The sequence below is a fragment of the Streptomyces sp. NPDC043685 genome (assembly GCF_056436585.1).
The window spans coordinates 246,888-263,324 of the sequence record NZ_JBWKCH010000007.1 but is presented as its reverse complement, the minus strand read 5'-3'; the positions used below and the strand labels follow the sequence as shown (position 1 = coordinate 263,324).

17 protein-coding genes are annotated in these 16,437 nt (G+C 71.7%); 9 read left to right on the top strand and 8 right to left on the bottom strand.

The features are described from left to right. Nucleotides 1-79 precede the first annotated feature (79 nt). From AC0665_RS24355 to AC0665_RS24335, 5 genes are all read left to right on the top strand, one after another. Nucleotides 80-667, top strand: coding sequence for a pyridoxamine 5'-phosphate oxidase family protein (locus AC0665_RS24355; protein WP_366050901.1), 588 nt, complete (start codon nt 80-82; stop codon nt 665-667). Nucleotides 668-670: 3 nt separating this feature from the next. Beyond that, nucleotides 671-1,372, top strand: coding sequence for a L,D-transpeptidase family protein (locus tag AC0665_RS24350; protein ID WP_478509766.1), 702 nt, complete (start codon nt 671-673; stop codon nt 1,370-1,372). Between the two features lie 128 nt (nt 1,373-1,500). After that, nucleotides 1,501-2,883 carry a ferredoxin reductase family protein gene (locus AC0665_RS24345; protein WP_468636968.1) on the top strand — a complete coding sequence of 461 codons (1,383 nt, stop codon included), beginning with the start codon at nt 1,501-1,503 and terminating at the stop codon, nt 2,881-2,883. Between the two features lie 40 nt (nt 2,884-2,923). Beyond that, entirely contained in the window at nt 2,924-3,982 is a 1,059-nt protein-coding gene (locus AC0665_RS24340; protein WP_478606515.1) for an FMN-binding protein, read from the top strand. Then, complete coding sequence (locus AC0665_RS24335; protein WP_468410327.1) at nt 3,975-4,778, top strand: FAD:protein FMN transferase; 804 nt, start codon at nt 3,975-3,977, stop codon at nt 4,776-4,778. Before AC0665_RS24340 ends, AC0665_RS24335 begins: the two co-directional genes overlap by 8 nt. A gap of 166 nt (nt 4,779-4,944) precedes the next feature. On the opposite strand, the gene AC0665_RS24330 is transcribed toward AC0665_RS24335, so the two are convergent. Genes AC0665_RS24330 through argC form a run of 5 tightly spaced genes read right to left on the bottom strand, consistent with a single transcriptional unit; the run spans nt 4,945 to nt 9,787 of the window. Beyond that, on the bottom strand, nt 4,945-5,496 hold the full coding sequence (locus tag AC0665_RS24330; RefSeq protein WP_478606517.1) for an arginine repressor: 552 nt from the start codon (nt 5,494-5,496) through the stop codon (nt 4,945-4,947). 7 nt (nt 5,497-5,503) lie between these two features. After that, complete coding sequence (locus AC0665_RS24325; RefSeq protein WP_478705777.1) at nt 5,504-6,703, bottom strand: acetylornithine transaminase; 1,200 nt, start codon at nt 6,701-6,703, stop codon at nt 5,504-5,506. Further along, nucleotides 6,700-7,614, bottom strand: coding sequence for an acetylglutamate kinase (gene argB, locus AC0665_RS24320; protein WP_468410331.1), 915 nt, complete (start codon nt 7,612-7,614; stop codon nt 6,700-6,702). Before argB ends, AC0665_RS24325 begins: the two co-directional genes overlap by 4 nt. Next, complete coding sequence (gene argJ, locus AC0665_RS24315; protein ID WP_468410333.1) at nt 7,611-8,762, bottom strand: bifunctional glutamate N-acetyltransferase/amino-acid acetyltransferase ArgJ; 1,152 nt, start codon at nt 8,760-8,762, stop codon at nt 7,611-7,613. The genes argB and argJ overlap by 4 nt, the downstream gene beginning before the upstream one ends. Continuing rightward, nucleotides 8,759-9,787 carry an N-acetyl-gamma-glutamyl-phosphate reductase gene (gene argC, locus AC0665_RS24310; RefSeq protein ID WP_478705776.1) on the bottom strand — a complete coding sequence of 343 codons (1,029 nt, stop codon included), beginning with the start codon at nt 9,785-9,787 and terminating at the stop codon, nt 8,759-8,761. The genes argJ and argC overlap by 4 nt, the downstream gene beginning before the upstream one ends. Before the next feature lie 172 nt (nt 9,788-9,959). On the opposite strand from argC, the gene AC0665_RS24305 reads away from it, so the two are divergent. The 3 genes from AC0665_RS24305 (at nt 9,960) to AC0665_RS24295 (ending at nt 12,119) form a co-directional block, all read left to right on the top strand. Next, nucleotides 9,960-10,649, top strand: a complete 690-nt coding sequence (locus tag AC0665_RS24305; protein ID WP_468410337.1) for a DUF6215 domain-containing protein — start codon at nt 9,960-9,962, stop codon at nt 10,647-10,649. 215 nt (nt 10,650-10,864) lie between these two features. Then, nucleotides 10,865-11,866, top strand: coding sequence for an ArsR/SmtB family transcription factor (locus AC0665_RS24300; RefSeq protein ID WP_478705775.1), 1,002 nt, complete (start codon nt 10,865-10,867; stop codon nt 11,864-11,866). A 49-nt stretch (nt 11,867-11,915) separates the two neighbouring features. Then, on the top strand, nt 11,916-12,119 hold the full coding sequence (locus tag AC0665_RS24295) for a hypothetical protein (protein WP_478705774.1): 204 nt from the start codon (nt 11,916-11,918) through the stop codon (nt 12,117-12,119). A 120-nt stretch (nt 12,120-12,239) separates the two neighbouring features. Here the strand turns inward: AC0665_RS24295 and AC0665_RS24290 are convergent, their stop codons facing one another. Continuing rightward, nucleotides 12,240-14,726, bottom strand: a complete 2,487-nt coding sequence (locus AC0665_RS24290; RefSeq protein ID WP_478705773.1) for an alpha-L-arabinofuranosidase C-terminal domain-containing protein — start codon at nt 14,724-14,726, stop codon at nt 12,240-12,242. A 137-nt stretch (nt 14,727-14,863) separates the two neighbouring features. Here AC0665_RS24290 and AC0665_RS24285 point away from each other — a divergent pair, with 137 nt between their 5' ends. Continuing rightward, nucleotides 14,864-15,310, top strand: a complete 447-nt coding sequence (locus AC0665_RS24285; protein ID WP_478606840.1) for a DUF6314 family protein — start codon at nt 14,864-14,866, stop codon at nt 15,308-15,310. Here the strand turns inward: AC0665_RS24285 and AC0665_RS24280 are convergent. Together AC0665_RS24280 and AC0665_RS24275 are read right to left on the bottom strand one after the other, a co-directional pair. Then, complete coding sequence (locus tag AC0665_RS24280; RefSeq protein WP_468410343.1) at nt 15,292-15,885, bottom strand: histidine phosphatase family protein; 594 nt, start codon at nt 15,883-15,885, stop codon at nt 15,292-15,294. The two genes, AC0665_RS24285 and AC0665_RS24280, sit on opposite strands and share 19 nt — an antisense overlap. Before the next feature lie 72 nt (nt 15,886-15,957). Next, a complete protein-coding gene (locus AC0665_RS24275) occupies nt 15,958-16,398 on the bottom strand; it encodes a GNAT family N-acetyltransferase (RefSeq protein ID WP_478705772.1) in 441 nt (146 codons plus the stop codon). Nucleotides 16,399-16,437 lie beyond the last annotated feature (39 nt).

Genomic DNA, 16,437 nt, shown 5'->3' with positions numbered 1-16,437 from the left:
GCACGCGGGATCCGGCAGAGGTGACCGGATCCCGCAATTCTTTAGACGCTCGAAAGATTCACGACCATAATCGTTCGACATGGGAAAGACCTATGAGCGCATAGACGGCCGGCTCCGCACCTTCATCGAGGCGCAGCCGGTCTTCTTCACCGCCACCGCCCCGCTGACCGCCGACGGCACCGTCAACCTCTCCCCCAAGGGCCTCACGGGTTCCTTCGCGGTGCTCGACGAGCACACGGTGGCCTACCTGGACTTCGCGGGCTCCAACGCCGAGACCATCGCCCACCTGCGGGAGAACGGGAGGATCACCCTGATGTGGTGCGCCTTCCAGGGCCCGCCGAACATCGTCCGCGTGCACGGCAAGGGGGAACCGGTCTTCCGCGACGACCCCCGGTTCCCGGAACTCCTCGCCCACTTCCCGGACATCGACCCCGCGCAGCACGGCCTGCGCGCGATCATCGTCGTCACCGCCGAACTCGTCCGCGACACCTGCGGCTACGGGGTGCCCTTCATGGCGTACGAGACGGACCGCGATCTGCACGCCAAGCGGTTCGCCCGGGAGGACGACGCCTCCCTGAGCGCCTACTTCACCAAGAAGGAGTACATCGCCACCAGCCTGGACGGACTGCCCGGGCTGCCGTTGCCGCTGCCTCCCTCTACGGTCTGAGGCATGCGCCCCGGTGCCGTCGCCCTCGCCGTCTGCTGTCTCGTCGTGCCCGGCACCGGGCCGTCCGCCCCCGCTCCGCCACTGCCGGCCCGGATGGCCCACACCGGTGGCGGCACCCAGCTGATCACCGCGGTGGCCCCGAAACGGGCCTCGACGACGGGCACGGTCACCTGGTGGGACCGCGACCGGGGCGGACGCTGGGTGAAGAAGGGCTCCGCGCCCGCGCGCTTCGGGGCGAACGGACTCGTCGAGGGCACCTCCCGCACCCAGGGCACGAACACCACGCCCACCGGCCTGTACGGCCTGCCGTACGCCTTCGGCATCGAGGCGGCGCCGGACGGGACGGCGTACCGCTACCGCCGGGTGCGGCAGGACTCCTGGTGGTGCCAGGACAACGACTCCCGCGCCTACAACCGCTGGAGCGAGCCGCGCGCGGCCGACTGCCGGGCCGCCGAGTCGGAGCACCTGATCACCTATCGCCCGCAGTACGCGCACGCACTCGTCATCGGCTTCAACTACGAGCGTCCCGTGCGGGGGCGCGGCGCGGGCATCTTCCTCCACGTCGACGGGCGCGGGGCGACCGCCGGTTGTGTCTCCGTCCCCGAGGACGCGATGCGGCGGATCCTCCTGTGGGCCGACCCCGCGCGGCGGCCGCACATCGCCGTGGGGACGCGGAGCGGGAGCACGGCCGTCACGCGTCTGTGAAAGGCCACCGGCCCGGCTGAGTGTTACCAGTGGTCACCGCTGTTCGCGCACGACTCGGCAGGCGGCTGAACACTCCCGTGCCGCGGCACGTATCTGTGGGCCAAGGGTCAAGTCCCCACGGAGGAACCGTGACCACCACGCTCGCAGGCGGACGTGCCGCCCGCCGCCAGACGATGCGCCGCATCCGCCCGCGCCGCTCCCCGGCCGTCCCGCTGCTGATCGCCCTGTGGGCCGGTGCGGCCGCCGTGCTGTGGCTGTGGTGGGACAACACCCCGTCCCTCGCGGACACCCCGAGCAAGATCCTGGCCGCGGGCCGGATCACCGGTCTGCTCGCCGGTTACCTCATGGCGCTGGTGGTGCTCCAGATGGCCCGGGTGCCCGCGCTGGAGCGCCGGGTGGGAACGGACCGGGTCGCCCGCTGGCACGCCATGACCGGCCGCTACACGCTCTGCCTGGTCCTCGCCCATGTCTTCCTGACCATGTGGGGTTACGCCCTCCAGGCGGGCAAGGGACTCGGCGACATCGTCCAGCAGACGACCGACTCCATCAACCAGCTGCCGGACATGGGCAAGGCGGCCATCGGCACCGGCCTGCTGTTCCTCATCGGGATCCTGTCGATCGGCGGCGTACGCCGGCTGATCGGCTACGACACCTGGTACCACGTGCACCTGCTCACGTACGCCGCGGTGTACCTGACGTTCTGGCACCAGATCACGACGGGCAACGAGTTCGCCGTCGAGCCCACGGCCAAGACCTTCTGGTACGGGCTGTACGGCGTGGTGACCGCGTTGGTCCTCTGGTACCGGATCCTGACCCCGATCCGGCTGAATCTGCGGCACCGCATGCGGGTCGAGGCGGTCATCGAGGAGACCCCGGGGATCGTGTCCGTGCTGATCGGCGGGCGGAAGCTGCACCGGATGGGCGCGGAGGCCGGGCACTTCTTCCGCTGGCGGTTCATGGCGCCGGGCATGCGCTTCAGCTCGCACCCCTACTCCTTGTCGGCGGCGCCCCGCCCCGACATGCTGCGGATCACCGTCAAGGCGATCGGCGACCACACCGAGCGGCTGCGGGACCTGACGCCCGGCACCCGGGTGTGGGCCGAGGGGCCGTACGGGGCGATGACCGCGCAGCGCCGCAGCCGGGGCAAGGTGCTGCTGGTGGCGGGCGGTGTGGGCATCACCCCGATGCGGGCCCTGTTCGAGACGCTGCCGGGCGCGTCCGGTGACATCACGCTCCTCTACCGGGCCAACAGCACCCAGGACCTGGCCCTGTGGGGCGAACTCGCCAAGATCGCCGACGAGCGGGGCGCACGGCTGATGTACGCGGTCAACAGCCCGGACGGGGAGCGCCCCGACATCTCGGCGGAGTCCCTCCAGCGGAAGATCCCGGACATCGAGAACCACGACGTCTTCATGTGCGGGCCGCCCGGCTTCGCGCAGACGGTCTACGAGGCACTGCGCGGCGCGGGAGTACCCGCCCGCCGTATCCATCACGAGTCGTTCGAGATGTGAGCGACGGGACACCAACAGCCCTTCAGGAGTTTGGGAAACGATGAGGAAGTCTCACCCCGTCCGGCGCGCCGTGCTCGCCGGCGCAGCCACCGTCTCCGGGATCGTGCTGCTGCTGTCCCTGAAGCCGGCCTCCGACCCGGGGTCGGCCCAGGCGGCGGGGCAGGCTCCGCCCGCGGCGGCCGGGCAGGCACCGCAGGGCGGTGTGAACGGCGCGGTCACCGGTGACGCGGCGCAGACGCAGTACGGCGCCGTGCAGGTCCGCCTGACGATGAACAACGGCAAGATCACCCAGGCCGAGGCGGTCCAGGCCCCCAAGGGCGGCCGCAGCGACCAGATCACCGCGAGCTCGGTGCCGCGCCTGAACCAGGCGGCCGTGGCGGCGCAGAGCGCGGACATCGACGCGGTGTCCGGGGCGACGTACACCAGCGCCGGCTACAAGAAGTCACTCCAGTCGGCCCTGGACAAGGCGAAGGCGTCGGCCGGACCGCAGCAGGGGTCGGGCGGCGGCGCGCAGACGCTGACCGGCGATGTCGCGCAGACGCAGTACGGCCCGGTCCAGGTACGGGTGACCGTCGCGGGCGGGAAGATCACCAAGGCCGAGGCGGTCCAGGCCCCCAAGGGCGGCCGCAGCGACCAGATCACCTCGACCTCGGTACCCCGCCTCAACCAGGCCGCCGTCGCCGCCGGAACCGCCGACATCGACGCGGTCTCGGGCGCCACCTACACCAGCGCCGGCTACAAGAAGTCCCTCCAGTCCGCCCTGGACAAGGCCCCCGCCGGGGGCGGTTCCTCGCAGGCCGCGGGCTCGGGGGGCGGCCAGGCCGCGACTCGGACCCTCACCGGCAGCGTGGCGCAGACGCAGTACGGCCCCGTCCAGGTACGGGTGACCGTCGCGGGCGGGAAGATCACCAAGGCCGAGGCGGTCCAGGCCCCCAAGGGCGGCCGCAGCGACCAGATCACCTCGAGCTCGGTACCCCGCCTCAACCAGGCCGCCGTCGCCGCCGGAACCGCCGACATCGACGCGGTCTCGGGCGCCACCTACACCAGCGCCGGCTACAAGAAGTCCCTCCAGTCCGCGCTGGACCAGGCCGGTGGCTGACACGGTGGCCGATCCCGCACAGGCACCCGCCGCGGTACGTCACACCGAGGAGACGATGGGGACCGTCTTCTCCTTCGACGTCCGCGGCGGGGAACCGGCCGCGGTGCGCGCGGCCCTGGACGAGGCGGTCGCCGGGCTGCACCGGGTCGACGCGGTGTTCAGCACCTACCGCGAGGACAGCCAGATCTCCCGGTTGCAGCGCGGCGAGGTGACGGTCGAGGAGTGCGATCCCGAGGTCGCCGAGATCCTGGAACTGGCCGCCGAGGCGGAGCGGCTGAGCGGCGGCTGGTTCAGCACCTCGTACGAGGGCCGTCTCGACCCGACCGGCATCGTCAAGGGCTGGGCCGTCGAACGGGCGGCTCGCCGGCTGGCCGAGGTGCCCGGGGTGTGCGGGGTGAACCTCAACGGCGGCGGGGACGTGCAGCTCCTCGGGACGCCGGGGGCGCAGCGGCCGTGGCGGGTGGGCGTGGCCGACCCGTTGCGGCCGGGAGGTCTGGCGGCGGTCATCTCGGCGGCCGGGGTGGACGAGCTGTCCGTGGCCACGTCCGGTACGGCGGAACGGGGCGCGCACATCGTCGACCCGCGCACGGGCCGTTCGGCGGTGACCGACCTGGTCGCCGTGACGGTGGTGGGTCCCCGGCTGACGTGGGCGGACTGCTGGGCGACGGCGGCGTTCGCGATGGGCTCGCGTGAGGGTCTGGCGTGGCTGGAGTCGCTGCCGGACGTGGAAGCGCTGCTGATCACGGCCGGCGACGAGGTGCGCTGCACTGGGGGGTTGGCGGCGAGGCTGGGGTGAGTTGTGGCTGGGGCGGGGCGTTTCGCAGCCCGGCGTAGCGGGGTGCCGCTGCGCCCACCCGTGCCGCCCTCAGCGGCACGCATGCCCGCAGCGGGGCCGGCCTGGGGGCGCGGGGAACTGCGCGACAAGCCACTCACCACCCGCACGCAGCCACCCACCCGCACCTCTACGGCGCGTGCCCGTTCTGCGCCAGCCTCAGCAGATGATCCGCCAGCGCCTGCCCACCCGTCGGCTCCCTGCTGATCAGCAGCAGCGTGTCGTCACCCGCGATCGTCCCCAGGATGTCGTGCAGCTCGGCCTGGTCGATGGCCGAGGCCAGGAACTGCGCCGCCCCCGGAGGGGTACGCAGGACCACGAGGTTCGCCGACGCCTCCGCGGAGATCAGCAGCTCCTGCGAGAGCCGCCGCATCCGCTCCTCCTTCGCCGACCCGCCCAGCGGCGCCCGGGGCGTACGGAAACCGCCCTCACTGGGCACCGCGTAGATCAGGTCACCGTCGGTGTTGCGGATCTTCACCGCGTTCAGCTCGTCCAGGTCCCGGCTGAGCGTCGCCTGCGTGACGCTCAGCCCGTCGTCGGAGAGCAGCTTCGCCAGCTGGCTCTGGGAGCGGACCGGCTGCCGGTTGAGGATGTCCACGATCCGGCGGTGGCGTGCGGTGCGGGTCTGCGGCACGGCGGGCCCGTTCGCCCCCGGCTGCTCGTGGTCCTGCGCCTGGCTCATCGTCGTCTCATTCCCCGGATCGTCCGTCCCCGTTCACTGCCTGAAGGATGCCGGGCAGCGCCCCGAGGAACGCGTCCACCTCGTCGTCGCCGAGGTTCAGCGGCGGCATCAGCCGGACGACGTCGGGGGCGGGCACGTTCACCAGGAATCCGGCCTCCTGAGCCGCCTGGCGCAGCTGGGGCGCGAGCGGCTCGGTGAGCACGATACCCAGGAGGAGTCCCGAGCCCCGGACGAAATCGATCAACTGATGGCCGAGGGCCTCGATTCCGTCCCGCAACCTCTCGCTCTGCCGCTTGACGTTCTCCAGCAACCCCTCGTTCTCGATGGTGTCGAGGACGGCGAGCCCGGCGGCGCAGGCGACGGGGTTGCCGCCGAAGGTCGTGCCGTGCTGGCCGGGCTGGAGCAGGTCCGCGGCCCGCCCGAAGGCGACGGTCGCGCCGAGCGGCAAGCCGCCGCCGAGCTGTTTGGCGAGGGTGACGATGTCGGGCAGGACGCCCTCGTGGGCCTGGTACTCGAACCAGTGCCCGGTCCGGCCGATGCCGGTCTGCACCTCGTCGAGGACCAGGAGCGCCCCCGTCGCGGCGGTGATGGCCCGGGCGGCCTTGAGGTAGCCGGCCGGCGGGACGACGACGCCGAGCTCGCCCTGGATCGGCTCCAGGACGACGAGCGCCGTCTCCTCGGTGACGGCGGCGGCCAGGGCCTGCGCGTCGCCGAAGGGCACGTGGGTGACGTCGCCCGGCAGCGGCAGGAACGGCTCCCGCTTGCCCTGCTGGCCGGTCAGCGCGAGGGCGCCCATGGTCCGCCCGTGGAAGGCGCCCTCGGTGGCCACGACGTGGGTCCGCCCGGTCAGCCGGCCGATCTTGAAGGCGGCCTCGTTGGCCTCGGCGCCGGAGTTGCAGAAGAAGACCTTGCCGTCCCGGCCGAACAGGCGCAGCAGTCGTTCGGCGAGGGCGACGGTCGGCTCCGCCATGAAGAAGTTGGAGATGTGGCCCAGGGAGCCGATCTGCCGGGTGACGGCCTCGACGATCGCCGGGTGGGCGTGGCCGAGGGCGTTGGTGGCGATGCCGCCGACGAAGTCGAGATAGGAGGTGCCGTCGGCGTCCCAGACGCGGGTGCCCTCGCCGCGTGCCAGGGGCAGCAGCGGGGTGCCGTAGTTGTTCATGAGCGCGCCCTGCCACCGCTCGGCGTACTCCTGCTGGGCGGTCATACGGCTTCCCCCTCGTGTTCGTCGGGCACGACCATCGTGCCGATGCCCTCGTCGGTGAAGATCTCCAGCAGGATCGAGTGCTGGACCCGGCCGTCGATGACGCGGGCGGTGGTGACGCCGTTGCGCACGGCGTGCAGGCAGCCCTCCATCTTCGGCACCATGCCGGAGGACAGGTCCGGCAGCAGGCGCTCCAGTTCGGAGGCGGTGAGGCGGCTGATCACCTCGTCGCTGTGCGGCCAGTCCTCGTAGAGGCCCTCGACGTCCGTGAGGACCATGAGGGTTTCGGCGCCCAGTGCAGCAGCGAGTGCCGCAGCCGCCGTATCAGCATTGACGTTGTAGACATGTCCGTCGTCCTGGGAGCGGGCGATCGAGGAGACGACCGGGATGCGGCCGTCGGCGAGCAGGGCCTCGATGGCGCCGGTGTCGAGGGCGGTGATCTCGCCGACCCGCCCGATGTCGACCAGCTCGCCGTCGATCTCGGGCTGGTGCTTGGTCGCGGTGATGGTGTGCGCGTCCTCGCCGGTCAGGCCGACGGCGAGCGGCCCGTGCCGGTTGAGCAGCCCGACCAGCTCGCGCTGGACCTGCCCGGCCAGCACCATCCGTACGACGTCCATGGCGTCCTCGGTGGTCACCCGAAGGCCTGCCTTGAACTCGCTGACGATGCCGTGCTGGTCGAGGGCGGCGCTGATCTGCGGTCCGCCGCCGTGCACGACGACCGGCTTGAGGCCGGCGTGGTGCAGGAAGACGACGTCCTGGGCGAAGGCGGCCTTGAGGTCCTCGTCGATCATTGCGTTGCCGCCGAACTTGATGACGACCGTCTTGCCGTTGTGCCGGACCAGCCAGGGCAGGGCCTCGATGAGGATCTGCGCCTTGGGCAGCGCGGTGTGCTTGCGTGTCGCTCCACTGCTCATGACGAGTACGCGCTGTTCTCGTGGACGTAGTCGGCGGTGAGGTCGTTGGTCCAGATGGTGGCGGTCTCGGACCCGGCGGCGAGGTCGGCGACGATGTGCACCTCGCGGTAGCGCATGTCGACCTTGTCGCGGTCCTCGCCGACGCCGCCGTTCTTGCAGACCCACACGCCGTTGATGGCGACGTTGAGCCGGTCGGGCTCGAAGGCGGCGGACGTGGTGCCGATCGCGGAGAGGACGCGGCCCCAGTTGGGGTCCTCACCGTGGATGGCGCACTTGAGGAGGTTGTTGCGGGCGATGGAGCGGCCGACCTCGACGGCGTCGTCCTCGGTCGCGGCGCCCACCACCTCGACCTTGATGTCCTTGCTGGCGCCCTCGGCGTCCCGGATGAGCTGCTGGCCGAGGTCGTCGCAGACCTGCCGTACGGCTTCGGCGAACTCCTCGTAGGCGGGGGTCACCTCGGCGGAGCCGGAGGCCAGGAGCAGCACGGTGTCGTTGGTGGACATGCAGCCGTCGGAGTCGACCCGGTCGAAGGTGGTGCGGGTGGCCGCCCGCAGCGCCTTGTCCAGGTCGGCGTCGTCGACGGCGGCGTCGGTGGTGAGGACGACGAGCATGGTGGCGAGGCCGGGGGCGAGCATGCCCGCGCCCTTGGCCATGCCGCCGACCGTCCAGCCGTCCTTGGTGACGACGGACGTCTTGTGGACGGTGTCGGTGGTCTTGATGGCGATGGCGGCCTTCTCGCCGCCGTGCTCGGACAGTTGGGCCGCGGCCGTCTCGACTCCCGGGAGCAGCTTGTCCATGGGCAGCAGGACGCCGATGAGGCCGGTCGAACAGACGGCGACCTCGATGGCGCCCCGGCCGAGGACCTCGGCGGCCTTCTCGGCGGTGGCGTGGGTGTCCTGGAAGCCCTTCGGCCCCGTGCAGGCGTTGGCACCGCCGGAGTTGAGGACGACGGCGGAGACCTGGCCGCTCTTGAGTACCTGCTCGGACCACAGGACCGGGGCGGCCTTCACACGGTTGGAGGTGAAGACGCCGGCGGCGGCGCGGCGGGGCCCGTTGTTGACCACGAGGGCCAGGTCCGGGTTGCCGTTCTCCTTGATCCCGGCGGCGATGCCCGCCGCCGTGAACCCTTTGGCTGCCGTGACGCTCACGGTGCGACTCCGATCGTGGAAAGCCCGGTGGTCTCGTCGAGACCCAGGGCGATGTTCATGCTCTGGACGGCACCGCCCGCGGTGCCCTTGGTGAGGTTGTCGATGGCGCTGATCACGATGATCCGTCCCGCGGCCTCGTCGTACGCGACCTGCACCTGAACGGCGTTCGAACCGTGGACGGACGCCGTGGCGGGCCACTGCCCCTCGGGCAGCAGGTGCACGAACGGTTCGTCGGCGAAGGCCTTCTCGTAGGCGGCGCGCAGGGACTCGGCCGTGACCCCGTCGGCGGCCTTGGCGCTGCACGTAGCGAGGATGCCGCGGGGCATCGGCGCGAGGGTCGGGGTGAAGGACACGGTGACCGGCTGCCCGGCGGCCGCGCTGAGGTTCTGGGTGATCTCCGGGGTGTGCCGGTGCACCCCGCCGACGCCGTACGGGGACATCGAGCCCATGACCTCGCTGCCCAGCAGGTGCGGCTTGGGCGCCTTGCCCGCGCCGGACGTGCCGGAGGCGGCGACGATCACGGCCTCGGACCCGGCCAGCCCCGCGGCGTACGCCGGGAAGAGGGCCAGGGAGACGGCGGTCGGGTAGCAACCGGGCACCGCGATGCGCTTGGACCCCTCCAGTGCAGCGCGGGCGCCCGGCAGTTCGGGAAGGCCGTAGGGCCAGGTTCCGGCGTGGGGCGAGCCGTAGAACTTCTCCCAGGCGGCGGCGTCCGTCAGCCGGAAGTCGGCACCCATGTCGACGACCAGCACGTCCGGGCCGAGCTGCTCGGCGACGGCGGCGGACTGCCCGTGGGGCAGCGCGAGGAAGACGACGTCGTGTCCGGCGAGCACCTCCGGGGTGGTCTCCTGGAGCACCCGCCCGGCCAGGGGCAGCAGGTGCGGCTGGAGCGCACCGAGCTTCTGTCCCGCGTTGGAGTTGCCGGTCAGGGCGCCGATCTCTACCTCGGGGTGCGCCAGGAGCAGACGCAGCAGTTCCCCGCCCGCGTATCCACTCGCTCCGGCCACTGCCGCACGTACCGCCATGGAACCTCCTCCTTAGAGGGCATGACTATACGTTTCGCTGCACGTTTATGCAATCCCATGCATGGATGTGGCCGCGGCGCGGCAAGGGCTTCAGAAAACCAGGTTTGTCCTGGCCATGACCACAGGTTAGGGTCCCCGGGCACATGCAGGAGATCACGGCGGGTGGGGGGACATGGCCGAGGAGAACGACACCATGACGAGCGCGAGCGCGTGGGGGCAGGCGCTCGCGGCGGTGGTGCTGGTGGGCGCGCTCGGCGCGGGGTTCTGGGGGCTCGCGAAGACCTCGGCCGAGGAGAGCGTGCCGAAGCCCGCCACCTGCTCCGACGAGGAGACCCCGGCCCCGAAGGGCGGGCACCTCTCCGGCGCGCAGCTCTGCGAGGCGCTGAACCGGTCCGACCTGGCCGCGCTGCTCGGCACGCCGGCGGAGATCGCGCAGACCGCCTACGGCAGCGACAGCTCCTTCAAGACCGGCAGCGGCAAGGAGATCCGCACACCGCAGGCACGGGTGGAGTTCGAGACGTACACCGTGACGCTGGCGGCCACCTACGACGGCCTGCCGGTGGCCGGGTCGGAGACCCTGCTCGGCAGCGACGCCCGCCGGCAGAAGGTCCTGGGCCGTCCGGGGGTCCTCTACTCGGAGCGCACCCTCAGCATCAGCTTCCGGCTGGACGGCGGCGACGCCGACAGCGGTCCCGGCGTCCCGGCCCGGGCCCTGAGCGTGGCCCGGGACGCGAAGGACCGCGGCGGCTCCCTGGACGTCGTGATGTGGCGCGCGGACGGAGGGGTGCCGGAGGACGCGGTGCTGCTGGGCGTCGCCGAGAAGGTGCTGCCCACGGTTCCGGGCTGGACCGCGCGCGGCTGATCCGGCCCGCCGCCTCGGCGCCCGCGCGGCTGGGGCCCGGCGGCCGGGCCCGCGCGGCTGGGGCCCGGTGGCCGGAACGAGGCGTACGGGGCCGTACCCGGCGTGGGTATGTTGTGAAGGCCCTCGCGACGCGCGGGACGGAAGCCGACCATGGGTGGACCGGCGCCGGGGGGCAACCACGGGGGATGCCCACGGTGTCCACGGGGATGGCTCGCATGGCCCTGCGCATTCACTTCACCGACGACGACCTCACCCGCATCCGATTCGCCCAGGCACCCGACCCGATGTGGGAGACCCTGCAGAGCATGCACATGCTCCAGAGCCGGGACGGCTGGGCGGTCTTCGGCCGCTGGCGCGCCGGGGCGCGCCCGGCCCTCGGCGCACCGGAGCGCCAACTGCTGCGTCTGGCGCCGCCCGTGGGCTATTCGCCGGACTTCCTCACGCCCGCCGCCGGCGAGGGCGGTCTGGAGCCGGGCATCGACGCCCTGCTGTCCACGCCCCGCGCGCGGCTGCGCCACGACCTGCTCGAACTCGCGGCCTCGGGACGCAGGCTGCCACCGTGGGGCCGGGCCCTGGCAGCCGGCGACGCGGAGGCGGTGCACCATCTGGGGCGCACCGTGCGGGACTACTTCACCCATCATCTGGCGCCCTGCTGGGATCATGTCCGCGCCCGTTTCGAGGCCGAGCGTGCCGTGCGCAGCCGGACACCGGCCGCCGGCGCCGGCAGTCTGCTCGGCACCCTGCACCCCGAACTGCACTGGCGGCCACCCGTGCTGACGGTGGGCGGACTGCGCGTGGAGCGGGACGTGCACCTGCGCGGACGCGGACTGCTGGTCCTGCCGTCCTACTTCTGCTGGCGCTACCCGACGGTGCTGAAGGACGCCGCGCTGCCTCCGGTGGTCGTCTACCCCATGACGCACGAGGGCTCCCACCCTGCCGGTCCCACCGCCGACGGCACCGCCACCCCGGCCAGGCCGCTGGTCGCCCTGCTGGGGCGGACCCGGGCGGAGATCCTCCGTCACGCCGCCGGCGACGGCGCCACGACCACGGAACTGGCGCAGGGCACCGGAGTCTCCGCCGCCACCGCCAGCTACCACGCCTCCGTGCTGCGGGACGCCGGCCTGCTCAGCACCCACCGGCTCGGCAACGCCGTGCTGCACACCGTCACGCCGCTCGGCGCGGGCCTGCTCGAAGGCCGTACCGGCTCGGCCGTCTGAACCCCGCGACGCGGGCTTTTCGACTGCGTTCTCAAGGCGGTGCGCCCGGTTGGGCTCCTGGCCAGACTCGGCGTCGGCGATGTCGGCCGACCCGAGCGTGGCCGGCAGCGCGTGGGCCTCGGCGGGTTCGAAGGCGGCCTCGGCGGCTTCGTCGATGCTCAGGATCTCGTCGGTGCCCCGGCGGCCCCGCTGGAACTCGAACGTCGACACCCGCCACGCCGCCGCCCGTGCCCGCTCCACCACCCTGGCCTGAGCGGGTGTCAGGTCGGGGTGGGCGGACCTCCACCGGTTGATGTGCTCCACCCACACTGCTACCAGTGACGGCCGCGGCACGGGCCGCCGCCCGGGGGACGGCGGCCCGTGCCGGCGGGTCCTACTTCTGCTTGATCCGCAGGAACGTCACCGAGTTCGCCGGGAAGGTGTACGTGAACTTCTTCGCCACGCCCCGGAAGGTGGACGTCACCGGCGTCACCGGGGTGTCCGTCTCGGTGTTCACGGCGTCCTCGTCGGCGGCCAGCGTGGTCACGCGGGCCGTGGAGGCGACCTTGGCGCCGCCGAGGTCGACGGCCGTACGGGCCTCGGCCGGCTGGGCGTTGACGACCTTGACGATCAGGTCACCGGTCGTCGCGTCCTTGGTGACGACCTGACGGAACGGCTCGGCCGGCTTGTCGTCCTTGAAGCTGCCCCACTCCTTGCCGTCGAGGAACAGGGTGACCTGACGGCCGCGCACCTTGATGTCGATGTCGTAGGCCCGGCCCGTCTCGATCGACCCGGCCTTCGTCATCAGGGTGCCCTTGCCGCCGTCCACGGCCTGCTCGATCGCGGACTGGGTGTTGTTCCAGCCGCCCAGGTTCCACCAGTAGTAGTTGCCGGTGTCCTTGACGCCGAAGGCGACGAGGAAGCCCTCCTTGCCGGACTTCTTGGTGGCCTTCACATGCAGGTCGTAGTCCTTCCAGGCCGGGTCGCCCGCCGTGACCATGGTGTTCTCGGCGGCGGTGTCGGTCTGGACGTAGGCCCCGTCCTGGATGCTCCAGCTGCCGGCGCCGGAGTGCTTCCACTTCGAGGCGTCACCGGAGAAGTCGTCGCTCAGCAGGGTCGTGCCGTCGGCCGAGGTGACCTTCACGTCGTCGTACGCGGCGCTGGTCGCCCACGTCGACAGGCCGACGGCGCCGGTGATGGGGCCGCTGACGTTCGGCGTGGTGGTGGCCTTCGACGGCACCACGCGGTCGCCGACGTTGTTCATGAACAGTTTCTGGACCTCGTAGTTGGCCGAGTTCCAGGAGGCCCGGTTGTTGAACCAGATCAGGTCGGGCCGCCACTGCACGTAGTCCTCGTTGGCCAGCAGCGGGGCGTAGGAGGCGAGCTTGACGACGTCCGCGTTGCGCTCGAGGCCGGTCATGAAGGCGGCTTCGGACAGGCCGTTCTTCCAGGCGTTGCCCTGTGAGGCGTACTCGCCGAGGAAGACCTTGGGGCCCTCGCGGTCGTAGGAGTCGTAGCGGTCGTTGTTCTGGAGGAACCAGGTGGGGCTGTTGTAGTAGTGCTCGTCGACCATGTCGACCTTGGCCTCGCGGTTGAGCTGCCAGGCGGTGTCGAAGGTCGAACCGGAGTCGTCGGGGCCGGAGTTGGAGATGACGGTGATGTCGGGGTACTTGGCCTCGACGGCGGCGCGGAACTGCTGGAAGCGGGCGAAGAACTCCTTGGGGAGGTTCTCCTCGTTGCCGACCTCGATGTGGGTCAGGTGGAAGGGCTTAGGGTGGCCCATCCGGGCGCGCACCTTGCCCCAGGTGGAGGTCGCCGGGCCGTTGGCGAACTCGATGAGGTCGAGGGTGTCCTGGATGTGGCGCTTGAGCAGCGCCTCGTTGTCGACGGCCTTGTTCTGGCCGCAGCCGGTCACCAGGGCGGGGACGACCGGCAGCGGCATGGCGCCGATGTCCTCGGAGAAGCGGAAGTACTCGTAGTAGCCGAGTCCGTAGCTCTGGTTGTAGCCCCAGACGTTGGCGTTGGTGGCGCGTTCCTCGACGGGGCCGATGGTGTCCTTCCACTGGTAGCTGCGCTTGCGCTGCCAGTTCGAGGACGCGCTGTAGTCCTCCATGGAGCCGGTGTTGACCAGGCAGCCGCCGGGGAAGCGCACGAACCCGGGCTTCAGAGCGGCGATCTTCTCGGCGAGGTCCTTGCGCAGGCCGTTCGGCTGGTTCTTGTAGGTCTCGCGCGGGAACAGCGACACCTCGTCGAGCGCGGCGGCGTTCGTCGAGGCGACGGCGAGCCGGCCGCGGTTGCTGGTGCGGGTCGCCGTGAACGTGGCCCTGTACTTGGCCCAGCCGCCCTTGACGGCGACCTGGCGGGCGGTGGCCAGGCTGCCCGCGGCGTCCTTCAGGGAGACGGTGAGGGTGCTGCCGCTCTCGGCGCGGGCCCACACGGAGACGTCGTACCGCTTGCCCTGCTCGACCCGGATGCCGGTGTTGTAGCCGGCGTTCGTGACGGATGAACCGGCGGCCAGGGAGAGGTAGTTGCGGTTGCGTTCGTTGAGTCGGCCCGAGTCGTTCACGACCTCGGCGGTACCGCCGACCGTCCAGGAGGTCAGGGGCGTGTAGGAGCCGTTGTCGGCGGTGGAGTACTCGAAGGACCGGTTCTGCACGAGCTCGGCGTACAGACCGCCGTCGGCGGCCCGGTTGATGTCCTCGAAGAAGACGCCGTACATCGTGTCGTCGATCTTCGCGCCCTGGGCGGACGGGTCGACGGTGATCGCGTAGTCGGTGACGTCCTCGGCGTGCGCGGGGGCCGGTACGAGGGCTATCGCCGCCAGGAGGGCGGTGGTCGTGAGACCGGCTCTCCGGCGGGTGCGGGCGGCGGTGCGTGGCATGGATACTCCGCGGCTCTCTGGTAGAGGAGTGTTCGAAATATCAGACATTGGTCAGCACTTCGAACGGCAAGATAGGGAGGGGGCGGATGCGCGTCAATGGGTCGCGCAGCAACGGCCGGGACGGAGAGCGGGGCGGGATGGGCGAGTTCTGGCCAGTGCCGGACGTACTGGGGTATCTGGCCGGGCGCTGGCGGGTGTCACGCTCGGTGCGGGATCTCGCGACCGGCACGGAAGGGGAGTTCACCGGCGCCACCGAGTTCCGTGCGGACGGGGAGGAGCCCGGCGCGCTGCTGCACCTGGAGTCCGGCACCTTCGTCTGGCAGGGCGTCGTCCGGCCCGCGGAGCGCACCCTGCGCTTCCTGCCGGGCCCGGACGGCACGGCCGACGTGCGGTTCGCCGACATGCGGCCGTTCCACGACCTGGACCTGAGCACCGGTCGGCATGTCGCCGACCACCCGTGTTCCGCGGACCTCTACCGCGGCGAGTTCACCGTCCGCGACGCGGACCACTGGCGGACGGTGTGGCGGGTCAGGGGCCCCGCCAAGGACCTGGTGCTGCGGACCGGCTACGCGCGCGAGGGCTGATCGGACGCCCCGTCGAAACGCAGGTTCCAGCGGCCCGCCCGGCCGGTCACCGAGGTCGCCGAGAGCGGGCGGACGTCGAGGTTCCAGTACGTCGAGGGCGGCGCCTTCAGGACGTACACCAGGGCGGCCCGGATCACGGACGGTTCGGCCACCGCCACCACCCGGCAGCCGTCCTCGACGGGCCGGGTGTCCAGCCAGCCGCCCACGCGGGTGATGAAGTCGACCAGGGACTCACCGCCGTGCGGTGTGGCGCGGGGGTCGGCCAGCCAGGCGTCCACGGCGTCGGGCTCCCGGGCCATGGCCTCGCCGAGGGTCAGCCCGCGCCACCGGCCCATGTCGCAGTCCCGCAGCCCCAGCTGCACCAACGGGGCGTACCCCAGCCCCTCCCCCGTCGAGCGGCTGCGCGGGGCCGGCGAGCAGTAGCGCAGTTCCGCCGCGGCGAGCGGCAGCAGCCCCTGGGCGACACGCTCCACCTCGCCCCAGCCGGCCTGGTCCAGCGGCCTGTCGTCCTCGAAGCGCTCGGCGAGCAGCGCGGAGCTGCGCGCGGCGGCGACGAACGTGACCCTCAGTGGCATGCGGCGATGGTGTGCGCCGCAAGTACGCAGGTCAAGAGGTGTTACCTACGAGTTACCGAGAGGCGGCGGCTCTCACCGGCCGAAGAGGAGCGCCATCCAGTGCTCGGGCCGCTCCAGCGGGGCGAACCCGAGCTTGCGGTACACCCCGTGCGCGTCGTGCGTGGCGAGCAGCACCCGCCGCACCCCGTAGGACCGCGTCTCGTCCCGTACGGCGCCCACCAGCGCGGTCCCGACGCCCTTGCCGCGCACCGACGGACTGACGTACACGTCGCACAGCCACGCGAAGGTCGCCCGGTCGGTGATCACCCGGGCGTAGGCGACCTGCTCCCCCGACACCGCGTCGTGGACACCGAAGTTGAGCGAGCCCTCGATCGCGCGGTCCTGCTGCTCGCGCGAACGCCCCAGCGCCCAGTACGCGTCGGTGGACAGCCAGTGGTGCACGCGGTCGCGGTCGAGGCGACCGGGGTCGGTGGAGATCTCGTAGCCCTCGGGCGGGCGCGGCGTGTCGGTCATGTCCGCGATGCTCGCAGCCGTCCGCGGACCCGTCGAGCG